We start from the raw sequence: 14,868 nt of genomic DNA on the forward strand, positions 1-14,868 counted from the left end.
CGCAATGGAAACAGCAAGGAACATTTCATTTACAGAAAAAGCAAATAAGGTACTGGGCATCAGTCCTAAAGATGCGATTATTTCCAAATCTTATTTACTTGTTGCTTTTGCTGCTTTACTTATTGGAGGAGTATTAGGTTTACTGCAAGGATTAAATCGAGCGGGACTGTTCAATTTGCCCACATGGTTTAATTACTACCAAGTATTAACGGCTCACGGCTTACTGTTAGTCCTAGTCTTAACAGCTTTCTTTACGATTGGTTATTTCTACGCCGTTCTCTCACACAATTTAGGAGGGCTGTTACCTAAAGTAAGAAAGATGGCATGGATTGGTTTTGGAATGAAAATTTTCGGTTTCGTATTAGCAGTTATTCCGATTCTTTTAAATCAAGCGACCGTCATGTACACCTTTTACCCGCCAATGGCTGCATCACCTATTTTCTATATAGGGCTCGTATTCATCGTGTTAGGTGTATGGATGTGTGCGTTTGGGTGCTTTACTCAAGTGGCAAACTGGCGGAAAAATAACAAAGGACAGCACGTTCCGATCCTTTCTTATTTCGCAACCGGTGTATTCGTACTTTTGTTTTTCGGCAGTATACCGGTCGCAATCGAAGTGTTTATGATTATTCCTTGGGCGCTAGGATGGGTGGAAACCATTAATGTACTGGTCGCTCGAACACTGTTTTGGGCATTCGGACACACACTTGTTAATATTTGGTATTTAACAGCGGTATCCGCATGGTATGTTGTGGTACCGAAGCTTATCGGTGGTAGAAGATTTAGCGACATGTTAACTCGCGTCGTTATTATCATGCTCGTTGTCCTCAACATTCCTGGTGGTTTTCATCACCAGATTATTGATCCAGGGATTGCAGAATCAGTGAAATTCCTTCATGTGTTTATGAGTTTAGCGATTGGCTTCCCATCATTAATGACTGCGTATGCAATGTTCTCCGTATTTGAAAAAACAGCTAGAAAAAAAGGCGGAAAAGGAGTCTTCAGTTGGTTTAATAAATTACCATGGGGCGATGTGCGATTTTTAGCGCCAATGATTGCAATGATTGCCTTTATTCCAGGCGGTGCAGGCGGTATTGTTCAGAGCACGAACCAGTTAAATCAGGTGGTTCATAATACGATGTGGGTAGTTGGACATTTCCATTTAACAGTAGGAACGACCGTTGTTCTTACGTTCTTTGGAATTAGCTATTGGTTAGTTCCTTTCTTATCGAAACGAGTGTTAACCCCGGCAATTAATAAGTTAGGTGTGATCCAAACAATTATTTGGACGACGGGAATGATCTTCATGGCCGGAGCAATGCATTGGGTAGGTCTGTTAGGGTCGCCTCGACGAACCTCCTACACGACCTATTTTGACAATGCAACGGCATTAAGCTGGGATCCATATTTATTTTTCTTAGCTATAGGAGGCACCTTACTGATGGTCGGCATTATTCTTCAAGTATATGCAGTCGTTTATCTCATGTTTTTTGCACCAAAAGGGGAGACGGAATTTCCGATTGCTGAAGTCGAGAATCATGCGACAAAAACCCCTTATTGGACGGAAAAATGGGGACGTATTATCGTCATCATGCTGTTGTTGATTGCGATGGCTTATGTCATCCCATTAGTTGAAATGATCATTAACGCGCCACCGGGATCACCACCCTTTCAAACTTGGTAATTATGAATGGAGATAAATAGATAGCATGACTAATTCCCCTGTCTCTTTATCTCCAGTAAACCAAAATTAGGACGTGAGTAATATGATCAAAAAACAGCACACTGCTATCGCATGTTTTATAGTTATTGTCTTTGGGTTGGTGTTATTATACACGGGCACAGATGGATTTACTGCTTATACAGCAGAAACGGCCAGAGTAAATCAATTAGTAAATGAGCAACCTGAATTTCCTGACGTTACGTTTACAGACAGTCAGGAGCGAACGTATTCGATTGCTGAGTTTGAAGATAAGTATATTTTTATTACTTTTATTTACACGTCGTGTGGCGATGAGTGCCCATTGTTGGAAATGAATATGGGCATGGTTTATGATCAGATTCCCGAAAACTATCTAGGCGAAGATATTATTTTTCTAAGTATCAGCTTTGATCCAGAGCGAGATGATCCTGAGACATTGGATGTCTATAAAGACATGTTCCATGCCGATGGTGAAACGTGGCGGATGGCAACCATTACTGAGCAATCAGAGTTGGACGCTTTATTGGAAGAGTTCGGCGTCATCGTCATTCCTGATGGAAAAGGCAAGTTCGCCCACAATTCAGCGTTCTATCTTGTGGATCGACAAGGTCACCTTAAAGATATCATGGATTTTACTGATGTTGACAGTGCGACTCAACGGGTGATGACTCTATTAGAAGCAAAGGAGGGGGAATAAGAGATGAATCAATTTCTGTTTGGGTTCCTATTGCTCGTATTTTTGGCACTTCCCCCTGTCGCTAATTTGTTAGAGTCGATCATGATTGTCCATATGCATATGCAAATGCCTTTGTTAGTCATTGCCGGCTTTTTGATGGCATATTATTTCCAAAAGAAATATCCGGCGTTTTTCGAAAAATGGAATCAAAGAGGTTATCCGGGCATATTATTATTTTCTATTATCATGATTTACTGGATGCTCCCAAGGGCAATGGATGACGCACTGACTAGTCAGACAGTAGAGATCTTTAAATATATCAGCTTACCATTTTTGGCAGGAGTGCCTCTTCGGGACAGTTGGGCAAAACTCACATCTTTTCTTAAGAATATCGTCATTATTAGTTTTACAATTATGTTTATCATGATGGGATTGCTTTATATCGCTTGGCCTGAGCAACTGTGTAACAACTACCTTATGATCGAACAAATCACCCTAGGGTGGGGATTCATCACGATGGCTGCTTGTATGGTCATATATTTGGTTTACAATGTGTTGATTGACCCAATGCAATATGAAGGTCTGGCTGAATGAAAAATTAATTTGGGTCATCATCATACCGCTGATTATATCACGGGTCATGATGATGACCTTTTATTTTCACACAATTATATGGAATTAATCCCAATCAGCATAAGTTCGTCTCTTAACAGCCAAATACAGGACAAAAAAACAAATTAAACTAAATAAAGTCCTCAACTAGCCTTTATCTCCCTCACTATGACTGTTGAAGTTATATAGTAATACCGCTCTCACTTATACGAACCAAGAAACCAAAAAATGACCTTCACTGAGCAAACTACCTTTCTGATTTTTCAAATCGTAAAATGCTAATAACGACAAATTAAGATCTATCTAAAACAGCATTTTAGATGAAATCTCACTTTTTCGACCCTAAACATGAATAATTTCCCTCAAATATGAAAACCCTTCACAGAGTGACTTTCATTTTTGATATACAATATTTGGGGGATTTGACTCATGACGTTAACTATTAAACAGCTGCAAGAAAAAGCACACCATTCGGCGTTAAAGCATGATCCTTTCGTGAAAAAGAGATCATCGAGCCGTTTTTGGAAAAGAAATGAAACTCATCTTGAAGAAATACGTTCGTTTGTTGAGAAATTATATCAAACGGAACTGTCTTGTTCACAACCAGCTGAAGAGTGGCTGTTAGATAACAAAGAGTTTATTGAAGAACAGTTTCTTTCTATAAAAGAGAGTTCATCCAAGCAATATTTGAACTCCTTACCACATCTGAAAAACACAGGAGAGCTGAGAGTTCTTTCCCTTTGCTCCGATTACGTCAATCTCACTGATGGAGTCTTAACGAATCATACATTTAAAGGGTACCTCAAAGCATATCAGGAAGTGTCCATTTTGACATTGGGAGAGGTATGGTCTTTGCCTTTAATGTTGCGTGTTGCCCTTATTCGCCATCTTGCCTCTAGTATGGAAACGATTGAGGAACGACACGATATTTGCAAGCAAGTAGAGGCTATGCTTGCTGATATTGAAACAGAATCGTTAACTCCCGAAAAATTAAAAGAGGTCTTAGATAAGGAAGGTTTTGAATTGCCACTGTCAGGGCCGATGACGGTTCATTTAGTTAAGCACCTTCGTGAACGGGCCGATTACTCCGTCACGGTCGGTGAATGGCTCATGTGTAAACTTGAAAATGGGCCCGAGAGTTTAGATCATATTATGTCGTATGAATATCAACTTCAGGCAAGTTATCAATTGACGACGGGGAATTTAATTACTAGTTTGCGACAACTCATTCGCTGGGACTGGCAAGAAGAGTTTGAAGAGTTGAGTCTCGTAGAGCAAACTTTAAGTAAAGAATCTGCCGGAGTTTATTCAGACATGGATTTTGCAAGTAGAGAGACCCTGAGAAAGCGAGTTGAAACGTTGGCTCGAAGAATGGGTGTACCAGAAAACCTGATTGCAACGAAAGCCTTGGAACTCGCTAACACAAGGTTTGATCAACAGATGGACCACTCCTTACATCAATTATCTAAAGATACCTTTGTTTCGTACTATTTATTGGAGACTAAAGGTCTTGTTTTGTTAAGGAAAGCATTGAAATCATGCAGTAAACCTAAAGGGAATTTTAGAAGTGGTATGAAAAAAAAGGCGACAACATCTTTTTTCGCCCTTTACTCTGGTTTATTTATTCTTGTGTTCACCGTTCTATTCTTGTTAGTCAGTCAAAATTCATTTCTATCCCCATTGGAGTGGATCGTAATAGGTCTGGTGTTGATACTACCAGCCAGTGAATGGGCAGTCGTGTTAGGGCATTGGATGATCGAGAAGGTTACACAGCCTGTTCCATTACTGAAGTATGACTTTTCAGAGGGAGTACCTGAAGACGCAAAGACGATAGTCGTCATTCCTGTCATTTGGTCCGATCAAAACGAAGTAGAAAAATTAACTGAACGGTTAGAATTACATTATTTAGCGAACAGAACGGCCAACCTTCATTTTGCTTTATTAGGAGATTTTAAGGATTACGAGAATAAGAATGCTCCAGGGGACCGTGACATTTTACAAGCTGCTAAAGAAAAGGTGGCAAGGCTAAATGACACGTATAGTGACAGCTCCTTTTACCTTTTTCATCGATGCCGCGTATGGAATGGGTCGGAAAGTATGTGGATGGGATGGGAAAGAAAAAGAGGGAAATTGGTTGAGTTTGTCGAGTTGTTAAAAGGAAAACCAACGACTAGTTTTGATGTGATCGTTGGGGATAGAAAGAGATTGAAAGAAATTCGGTATATTCTTACATTAGATGCGGATACCGAACTTCCCCTCGAAAGTGCCCAAAGAATGGTTGGAGCGATCCATTTACCTTTTAATCGACCAAGGTTGAATCTAAGTGGCACAAGAGTCGTTGATGGATATGGTGTTCTCCAACCACGAATTGGGATGAGCCATGAAGCAGCAAGCCGTTCTCGGTTTGCCTCCATGCGAGCAGCGGATCCAGGAGTTGATCCTTATTCCTTCGCAGTGTCAGATCCATATCAAGATGGCTTAGGTGAGGGAATCTTCACAGGAAAAGGAATATTTGATGTGGATACATTTCACCAAGTACTCTGTGAACGTATTCCCGAAAACCGTTTATTGAGCCATGATTTACTCGAAGGTGGATTCTTACGGGCTGGCTTCCTTTCAGATATTGAGCTTGTAGATGATCATCCTGCTAAATTCTTCGCTCATCAGAAGCGTCTGCACCGTTGGGTTCGTGGAGACTGGCAGTTGCTTCTCTGGCTTTTACCGAAAACACGAAACAGGAGAGGCGAGGTTGTCCCTGTAGACTTATCGGTGTTAACTCGCTGGCAAATTATCGATAATTTGCGTAGAAGTTTGATGGTACCGGGATTACTACTCCTTCTCATTGGAGGTCTAACGATTTTTCCTGGAAGTCCAGCATTTTGGACTGGACTTGTTTTGGCAACGTTCTTTTTGCCTGTCATTCGCCAATTATTAACATTTCATCAAGGCGGCTGGTTTTCAAGGTCCATCTTACAAACATTCATTCAAGTAATGACGACTATCATTACTCTTCCTTTTCAGGCTGCACTTTTATTAGACGCGATAGGAAGAACACTCTACCGGTTAAGTGTTTCAAAGAGGAGACTGTTGGAGTGGACACCAGCCGCCGACGTAGACAAGTCCATTGAAGATAGAGACAGGCCTATGATCGCAGGATTGTTTGGCGGATATGTCATCACCGCTTTCCTTGTCATCGTTCTTTTCTTAACAGGAGAAATTTTTTCGCTCATCGTAGGAGTGATTTTTGCTTTTTTGTGGGTGTTGGCGCCATTCGTTATAAGGTGGCTTGATAGCCCGATTTCACAAGACCATTGGCAAATTTCTTCTAGTGAAAAAGAAGAATTGACGAAACTTTCCAAAGACATATGGTCGTTTTATAACGATTACGTTATAGAAGACGATAATTGGCTGCCACCGGATAATGTTCAAATCAACCCTGCTAAAGGGATTGCACACCGAACTTCACCTACAAACATTGGCCTCTACTTGGCAAGTGTTATAGCAGCCAAAGATTTCTCGTTTATTACCACGGAAGAAATGATAGAGCGAATTGAAAGAACGATGGACACGATCGAAAGAATGGAAAAGTGGGAAGGACACCTTTATAACTGGTACGATACGGTCACATTAGAGCCTCTTCACCCAACGTATGTCTCAACAGTGGATTCAGGAAATTTTGTTGGCTGTTTGATCGCTGTTAAAGAAGGGGTATTGGAGTGGCTAAATGCTTTCCATGAGTCTGCTCCCACACCGCCGTTTGAAAAAGAAACACTCAAGTTAGCTCTTTCAGAGGAATTGGCCCCTGTAAATATAAAGGGACTCACTGCTAAAAGAAACCAATCTAGTTGGCAATCACGCGTTGAGAGCCTAGTTACTCAAATAGATGAGACCATTCATGCCACAAATTTCCGCCCACTATACAATCATCAGGCCAAACTATTCTCGTTAGGCTATCAAGTGGACAGAAACAGTCAAGATGATGTCCTTTATGACTTAATGGCATCAGAAGCGAGACAGGCAAGCTATATCGCTATAGCCTTAGGGCAAGTATCCGTTGATCATTGGAATACGCTTGGTAGAACGATGAGCAAAGTAGAAAATACACCCGTTCTGTTGTCTTGGTCAGGAACGATGTTTGAGTATTTGATGCCAATGATCTTCATGAAGACGTATAAACATTCTCTTTGGGAAACCACATATCGAGGTGTTGTCCAAAGACAAATCGTTTATGCAAAGCAGCGCGGAGTTCCTTATGGTATTTCAGAGTCTGGTTATTACGCCTTCGACTATCAAATGAATTATCAGTATCGGGCTTTTGGCGTACCGGGCCTAGGATTCAAGCGAGGACTGGAACAAGATTTAGTCGTTTCACCCTACGGTACGATTTTGTCGTTACCATATGCTAGGCAGGAAGGCTTCAAAGCATTAAATAAAATCGAACAGTTCAACGGACGTGGAAAGTACGGTTTCTATGAAGCCATTGATTTCACTAAGGAGAGATTACCTAAAGACACTGATTACAAAGTGATTCAAAGTTACATGGCCCATCATCAAGGGATGAGTCTGCTTACGATTACAAACCTCTTGCATAGTGATGTGATGGTGGAACGATTTCATCGGAACAAGCCTTTGCGTTCCGCTGAACTTCTATTACAAGAGCGTGTACCGAAGCGTCCAAAAGTCATTGAACACCATGCCATGAATCGAAAACATAAGCATTATTTAACTCCAGTTCAAAACGTGGCAATAAAGAGAGAATTTCAATCGGTTCACACCAAAACACCTGAAGTATGTATCCTCTCAAATGGTAAATTTACGACAGTGGTGACGAATACGGGGAGCGGATACAGTCAACATAAAGGACGGGCAGTTTCGAGGTGGCGTCAGGACCCTATACAAGATTCCTGGGGCAGCTATATTTATGTTCGTGACACAACAAAGGATGAGATCAGGTCACCTTCTTTCCTGCCGTGTCGGTATGAATCCGATGAACAAACCGTTCAATTTGAACTTGGGCGAGCTACATTCATGAAGAGAAATGAAGATATGGATATGAGTATGGAAATTTCTGTATCTCCCGAGTGGGATGCTGAAATAAGAAGAGTCACTTTGTCAAATACAAGTGAAGATACAAAGATTATTGAAGTAACAACCTTTACAGAATTAGCCTTGGCTCCGTTCATCGCCGATGAAGCACATCCTGCTTTTAGTAAATTGTTTATTCGTACGTCTTTTGATACTGAATCAGGCTGTCTTGTTGCAGGAAGAAGACCGCGTGAAGTGGATGATCAAACGATTTGGGCGGCGCACACGCTTATGTTAGAAGGAGAAGCGGTTGGTTCTGTAGAGTATGAAACAGACAGAGGAACGTTTATTGGAAGAGGACATTCGTTGTCAGATCCTCAAGGAATTCGCACACGCTTAAAAGGGAAAATAGGTTCTGTGGCTGATCCTGCTTTTGTTATGAGACGAAGGATAACAGTGAAACCAGGTGAACAAGTGCAGTTGGCAGCGATTACTTCAGTCGCTGATACAAAGGAAGAAGCTGTAGATATCGTGCAAAGATTCTCTTCCTTTAAAATGATTGAACGGAATTTCCAATTGGCATGGAATCGAAGTGAAATTGAACTTCGTCATCTTCATATAACGAATAAACAGGCGCAACAATTTCAGACATTTGCAGGACAAGTGTTGTACTGTCCGCCTTTAAAGCAAGATCGGATCCAACATATTATCAAAAATAATCAAGGTCAATCAAAGTTATGGAGTTACGGAATTTCTGGGGATCTGCCGATTGTGCTTGTTAGGGTGGACAGGTTGGATAATATGAAATTCGTTGTAGACATGCTAATAGCCCATGAATATCTTCGCAGACATGGTATGCTGTATGACCTTGTGATTTTTAATGAATCAGAAGAAGGCTATCACCAACAACTTCAAGAAGCATTACAACAAACAGTGGAACACGGGATTGACCGTTTCGGACAAGGTACATCAAGTGTTCATGTGATAGAAGCGAGTCAAATTGATAACGACGACAAAACGCTGTTTCAATCAGTGGCACGACTAGTATTGCTTGCTTGGGGGCCGAGTCTACGCTCTCAACTAAACATTCATAAAGATGCTATGCGCCCTGAATTACCGAAAAAATTAATTGGAACCCAAGCGATTCCACCATCACGGGAAACTTCCAAAACGATGATGAAAGATAAGACAGCGGATTTACTATTCTACAATGGGTGGGGTGGGTTCTCTCCTGACGGAAAAAAATATCAGATGTTAATGAAGAACGACGATCATTTACCGGCACCGTGGATCAATGTTTTGGCTAACCCTCATTTCGGTTGCTTTATTTCAGAGTTAGGTACAGGCTATACATGGTGGCGAAACAGTCGGGAATGCAAGGTAACTCCGTGGTCCAATGATCCAGTGTTAGATCCTCCCGGTGAAAAACTATTTGTAAGAGATGAAGACAGTGGAGAAGTGTGGTCTGGAACGCGTTCTGAAGCAAATGAAAAAGAAGCCTATTTCATCACCCATGGCAGGGGGTTTACTGAGTTTGAGCATGAAAGACATGATATCGAGCACAAAATGACGGTGTATGTCCCGTTAGAAGATCCGATTAAGGTCATGAAAGTGACACTGAAAAATCATTCCTTTGAGCCAAGACGAATGTCTTTGACGTATTATGCGGAATGGGTGTTAGGCGTCCAGCGTCAGAGCAATGCACCTTATATTGTTACGAAATGGTCTGCCCAAGAGAACGTCTTAACAGCACGGAATCATTATCAACAAACATTCCAAGAAGCAAATGCTTTCTTAGGCATTTTTTCGGAAGAGGAATTGGCGTTATCATGGACGTCAGACCGTGAAGAATTCATTGGGAGAAACGGAGACTTAGTTCATCCCGCTGCCATGAATCGACAACAACTATCAGGTCGGGCAGGGAGCATGTATGAGACTTGCGGAGCCATTCAGGGAAAACTCACGTTGCAACCAAACAGTCAACAAACGGTCTATATTCTGCTCGGCTGTACCTCGTCTGAAGAAGAGACAATGAACTTAGTAAAGAAATACAAGGACAGTGCTGCATGTAGAGACGCTTTAGAGAATGTAGACACTTATTGGACAAAAACGCTGGATCATATTCAAGTTGAAACGCCGTCACAAGAAATGGATATATTGTTAAATGGATGGCTCGTTTATCAATCATTAGCCTGTAGAATATGGGGGCGCTCAGCCTTCTACCAATCAGGTGGGGCTTATGGGTATCGAGATCAATTGCAAGATTCCCTTTCTTTGTTGCACGTTCTTCCTGATAAGACAAGAAAGCAGATTCTTCTTCACGGAGCTCATCAGTATGAAGAAGGGGATGTGCAACATTGGTGGCACGAAGAAACAAACATGGGGATTCGAACAATGTTCTCTGATGATCTCCTTTGGCTTCCTTACGCTGTTTCTCGTTATATTGATCATACTGGAGACAGAACGATCCTTGACGAAGTCGTTCCGTATTTACGAAGTGAAGTTCTTCAAGAAGGAGAACATGAACGTTATGAACCGACGGTCGTGTCAGAAAAAACGGGAACGATTTATGACCACTGCTTACGTGCGATTGATATCGCATTAAAAAGAAAAGGTGAACACGAATTGCCGCTGATTGGTGTAGGTGATTGGAATGATGGAATGAACCTTGTGGGTGCAGAAGGTCGGGGGGAAAGTGTTTGGCTAGGCTGGTTTATCTGCGACATTTTAAAACGGTTTGAACAACTGTCTGCAGAGCAAAATGATCAGTCTAAAGAAGCGTATTTCAAACAGAACAGAGAAGAGATCACCAAAGCCCTGCATGAACACGGATGGGATGGTCAATGGTATCGTCGCGCATTTACAGACCAAGGTCATTGGCTTGGTTCAATTGAAAATGACGAATGCCGAATCGATGCGATTGCTCAATCATGGTCTGTCATCTCAGGAGCAGCACCGAAGGAACGAGCCATTCAGGCGATGACTTCTTTCAACCGGGAACTGGTCGATCGAGATCTTTCTGTGATCCGATTGCTCACCCCTCCTTTTGATAAAACAAAAGACAGCCCAGGATATATTCAAGGATACCCTCCTGGCATTCGGGAAAATGGGGCGCAGTATACTCATGGCGTCATTTGGAGTATTGTAGCATATAGTCAGCTTGGTCAGGGTGATCAGGCGATGGAGATGTTCCAACTTTTGAATCCGATAACCCATACCCGAACAGATCATGAAGTCCGACAATATAAAGGGGAGCCCTATGTGATGGCTGCAGATGTTTACACAGCAGAGCCACATAAAGGTCAAGCTGGTTGGACGTGGTATACAGGAGCGGCTGGTTGGATGTATCAGGCAGGCTTAGAATGGATTCTCGGCATTCGTAGGCAAGGAGACTATTTAGTCATTGATCCGTCGATTCCTAGTGATTGGGATGAGTTTTATGTCCGTTACACGTTCGGAGAGTCTGTTTATATGATTGAAGTTAACAATGTTAAAGGTCAGAGTAAATCAAAATTGAAGGTAGATGACGTCGAGGTCGCCATTGAGGAAAATCAACCGAGAGTTCTATTGAATGATGATGGTAAAGAACACCTAGTTCAAATTTATTTAGGAGTAAGCTCATGAAATCAAATAGTTGATTCCTCCTCACTGAAGATTACAACCTAATGATTATCAAATGGATACTTGAAAGGAGCATGAAAAATGAAGAACAAACTAAAAAAGCATAATCGCCAGTTCAAAGAAAATAAAAATGGTGGTGAGCATCGAAATGGCCGATTAAGTGAATTTAAAAATCACAGTGATCAACAGAGTGAAGAGCAAAATGAATATGTAAGTCACGATCGAGATCAGTCATGAAGAGGTAATAAAAAATATATTAAGCAACTTTCCTTATTGAGAAGGGAAGTTGCTTTTTTTATGAGCAGGTTAACGCGCATAAATATTTGTTTATCGCAGGAGAATTCATCCATCGCGCCCTCTAGCCTGAGGATCGCTCGTCGGATACTATTTATAGCGCACTTGAATGAAGATCCATAGGGCTGACCTTCAAATACGACTGGAGGAGGAGTAAAAATCGATCTTCAGGTGGCTTCTTTGGAAGTGAATTCCAATTACACTGGTTATAACAAGCAGTCTTAAATAATTCGTCCTAAATTATTAAAAGCAAACAGGATTTAATAAGTTCTAAAAAACCAATTTAACTCAATAAGGAAGGTGATGTAAATGATGTTTCATTTGTTTCAAATCACAATTACGGTAAGCAAAAGAGTCCGCGATAATTTTGAAGTTTTGAGAGAAATAAGAAGAAATGAGAAGAGGAAAATGAGTATGGAATTAAAAGCAAAGCAAGCGCAATTTACTAGAATTATCTAATGATTTATGTAAGGTGAATCAATTCGCTCACGTTAAGGGTGGATTGATTCTTTTATTGTTCTACACTTAGAAGTGCATCACAAGAATCGCAGCCATTTCATAAATGTCCTCAATGAATTGGGCGATACAAAAAACATTGATCACTGTAGGGAGCATTGTTACATAAATATAAACAGTGGGTTCGGGATCATGTTGACTCGATTTTAATTATGGATGACCAAAAAAAATACGGTAAGGAGAGGATAGGCTCATGATGGCTATCAATAGGCAAAAACAACGATTTCGCGTATAAGTTTTTGAATTCTTTCGAAAGATAAAAGACAGATGAACCCAGCCTCATATCCCCGTATCTAAGTAGACGAAAACAATAGTCAAGGCGGTCGGCACAATGTCTGCTCTTTTCTTGTGAAAGAAGCTCAGAAATGAAACTCAGTACCAACAGTTATGACCTGGTGTTAAAAATCCATTGCTTTTCCTTTCTTATGTTGGTAAGATGATCTTATCGAAATTCTATTCTGAACCATCAGAATAGAATAAAAAATCAGTTTTTAAAACGGGAGGATTTATAAATGAAAGAGCTTCACTCATTTGGATGGTATGCATCTAAAATTTCCCCTCACTTGCCAAAAAAAGCGTTTAAACCAGTCCCGGCGAGATTGTTAGGCGGATTGGCTTATCTCTTTGTCGTAGTAAGCGGTATGTTGGCCATTAGCACGTTTGATTTACCTTTAATCTTAAATTTAGCTATATCCTTAATCATAGGAACAAGTTTTGCTGCGATGGGCTTTTTAGGACATGAGATATTACATGGAACAGTTGTGCGAAAGGCTTGGTTAAGAAATTTTCTTGGTGCAGTCTTTTTCTGGCCCCTAGTAACAGGACCAAGATTGTGGAGGAAATGGCATAACATGACTCATCATGTTCATACCCAAGACGAAGAAAACGATCCTGATACATGGCTTTCAAAAGATAAAGTAGATCGTTCGCCTTTGCTTCGCTGGATTTACCGGTTGCCCTTTTCAGTTCGTGCGTTTTTTGAGTTTCTCTCTCTTTCGTTTACGTTTACACTTCATTCAACGAGAATGTTCTTTATTTATGTGAAAGAATTCAAGGTTGAAAAACGATGGGCGGTATGGATGCAGTTTGTGTTGCCTTGGGTTACGTGGATAGGTCTCATGTTTTTTGTGGGCTTGACGAATTGGCTATTTATTTTCCTAGTTCCCTTGCTAATTGCAAACGCAATTGTCATGGGCTATATCTCAACCAATCATCGATTGAACCCGCAAGTTGAAGTGAATGATCCACTAGCTAATAGTTTATCGGTAACCGTACCTAAATGGATCAATGTTCTTCACTTTAATTTTTCGTATCATACTGAACATCATCTTTTTCCAAGTATGAGTTCAAAGTATTACCCATTGGTTAAAGAGCAAATCAAAAAGAAGTGGCCGGACTTGTATCATGAAATGCCTATGACAAGTGCGTTAAAAGCCCTTTGGAATACGCCGCGTATATACTATAACGGAAATGAACTGATAGACCCTTCAAAAGATATGGTTTACGGCTCATTAGGTCATGGTTTAAATTATGAAGCGATTGAACCGAGACAACGGATGGAATCGCCAACAAACGACAAGAAAAAAGCATAATATTAAAAAGTACGGCCCATCTGAGAGATCAGACAAGCCGTGCTTTTTTGTATATATTATAGAAATGGCTCACTTCTAACCTGCATTTTGCAAGTCGCATCGTATAAATGCTAGCGGTCGAACGGCTCATTTGTCGCCTTTTAAGACGGCTTTCGTTTGAGATACGCCTCTTTTATTTCTTCATATCGCTTCTGATTCACTCCCATATCTGAATAACCCACCCGAGAAGAGGAACGGTAATCTACACGTTGGTGCTGTTCGTCAAAATAAAACTCTACGTCATCTTTGAATTTCAATGTAGGAGAGGTAAACACAACATGAAGATAGTCGTTCTTTTCATCCTTGATTTCTGCATTGTCATAATCGGCGAGGATGTATTTAATGGCAGCCATGCTCTCTTCTTTTTCCCCAATAAAAGGAAGAGGATCCACTCTTTTATCATCAATACTTGTTTGTGAAGAGACGGCATTCGGTGAAGAAGGTAACTCAGCAAGGTGCCCTTGATCTATCCCGAGGTGCTTTGGCTGAGTTTGGTTTTTTGCAACCATAAAAACGATGACGGCGGTGGAAATAGACACAATAAAAGAAACTAGTAATTTCATTTTTAGTTCTCCTCCTTAACTGGTTGAATCTAGTTAGTTACTTTCCCTTTATCATCCTTTGTTACTCTTTTGTCTTTTAATTGTTCACTTTTGTCAGAAAAAATATCAAATTTCTCTTTTATTAAAACGCTAATGTGTTATACTTTGATATAAATAGTATAACACATTAAAGAATCTGGAATCTAAGCATATGATTGCATATAGGTACCTAATATTTAGACTGTAGGT

Annotated in this window: 8 protein-coding genes; 7 read left to right on the top strand and 1 reads right to left on the bottom strand. The window is 40.7% G+C overall.

Features of this window, described 5'->3' with window-relative positions; genetic code table 11:
* Window positions 1-4 precede the first annotated feature (4 nt).
* From CR194_RS15785 to CR194_RS15810, 7 genes are all read left to right on the top strand, one after another.
* Entirely contained in the window at window positions 5-1,684 is a 1,680-nt protein-coding gene (locus tag CR194_RS15785; protein WP_110610797.1) for a cbb3-type cytochrome c oxidase subunit I, read from the top strand.
* An 82-nt stretch (window positions 1,685-1,766) separates the two neighbouring features.
* On the top strand, window positions 1,767-2,399 hold the full coding sequence (locus CR194_RS15790) for an SCO family protein (protein ID WP_110610798.1): 633 nt from the start codon (window positions 1,767-1,769) through the stop codon (window positions 2,397-2,399).
* 3 nt (window positions 2,400-2,402) lie between these two features.
* Window positions 2,403-2,972, top strand: a complete 570-nt coding sequence (locus CR194_RS15795) for a hypothetical protein (protein ID WP_110610800.1) — start codon at window positions 2,403-2,405, stop codon at window positions 2,970-2,972.
* 447 nt (window positions 2,973-3,419) lie between these two features.
* Entirely contained in the window at window positions 3,420-11,639 is an 8,220-nt protein-coding gene (locus CR194_RS15800; RefSeq protein WP_110610802.1) for a GH36-type glycosyl hydrolase domain-containing protein, read from the top strand.
* A 78-nt stretch (window positions 11,640-11,717) separates the two neighbouring features.
* Window positions 11,718-11,873, top strand: a complete 156-nt coding sequence (locus CR194_RS20440) for a hypothetical protein (RefSeq protein ID WP_199228189.1) — start codon at window positions 11,718-11,720, stop codon at window positions 11,871-11,873.
* A 366-nt stretch (window positions 11,874-12,239) separates the two neighbouring features.
* Window positions 12,240-12,389, top strand: a complete 150-nt coding sequence (locus CR194_RS15805; protein WP_110610805.1) for a YrzI family small protein — start codon at window positions 12,240-12,242, stop codon at window positions 12,387-12,389.
* Between the two features lie 569 nt (window positions 12,390-12,958).
* Window positions 12,959-14,038: a fatty acid desaturase family protein gene (locus tag CR194_RS15810; RefSeq protein WP_110610807.1), complete on the top strand. Its 1,080-nt coding sequence runs from the start codon at window positions 12,959-12,961 to the stop codon at window positions 14,036-14,038.
* A gap of 140 nt (window positions 14,039-14,178) precedes the next feature.
* Here CR194_RS15810 and CR194_RS15815 read toward each other — a convergent pair whose 3' ends face one another.
* Window positions 14,179-14,640, bottom strand: a complete 462-nt coding sequence (locus CR194_RS15815) for a DUF1499 domain-containing protein (RefSeq protein WP_233254396.1) — start codon at window positions 14,638-14,640, stop codon at window positions 14,179-14,181.
* Window positions 14,641-14,868 lie beyond the last annotated feature (228 nt).

The sequence above is a fragment of the Salipaludibacillus keqinensis genome, assembly GCF_003226325.1.
GTDB lineage: Bacteria > Bacillota > Bacilli > Bacillales > Salisediminibacteriaceae > Salipaludibacillus > Salipaludibacillus keqinensis.

Excerpts from the sequence above, each read along its gene's own strand:
- CR194_RS15785 (WP_110610797.1), top strand. The coding sequence starts at position 5 with ATGGAAACAGCAAGGAACATTTCATTTACAGAAAAAGCAAATAAGGTA.
- CR194_RS15790 (WP_110610798.1), top strand. The coding sequence starts at position 1,767 with ATGATCAAAAAACAGCACACTGCTATCGCATGTTTTATAGTTATTGTC.
- CR194_RS15795 (WP_110610800.1), top strand. The coding sequence starts at position 2,403 with ATGAATCAATTTCTGTTTGGGTTCCTATTGCTCGTATTTTTGGCACTT.
- CR194_RS15800 (WP_110610802.1), top strand. The coding sequence starts at position 3,420 with ATGACGTTAACTATTAAACAGCTGCAAGAAAAAGCACACCATTCGGCG.
- CR194_RS20440 (WP_199228189.1), top strand. The coding sequence starts at position 11,718 with ATGAAGAACAAACTAAAAAAGCATAATCGCCAGTTCAAAGAAAATAAA.
- CR194_RS15805 (WP_110610805.1), top strand. The coding sequence starts at position 12,240 with ATGATGTTTCATTTGTTTCAAATCACAATTACGGTAAGCAAAAGAGTC.
- CR194_RS15810 (WP_110610807.1), top strand. The coding sequence starts at position 12,959 with ATGAAAGAGCTTCACTCATTTGGATGGTATGCATCTAAAATTTCCCCT.
- CR194_RS15815 (WP_233254396.1), bottom strand. The coding sequence starts at position 14,640 with ATGAAATTACTAGTTTCTTTTATTGTGTCTATTTCCACCGCCGTCATC.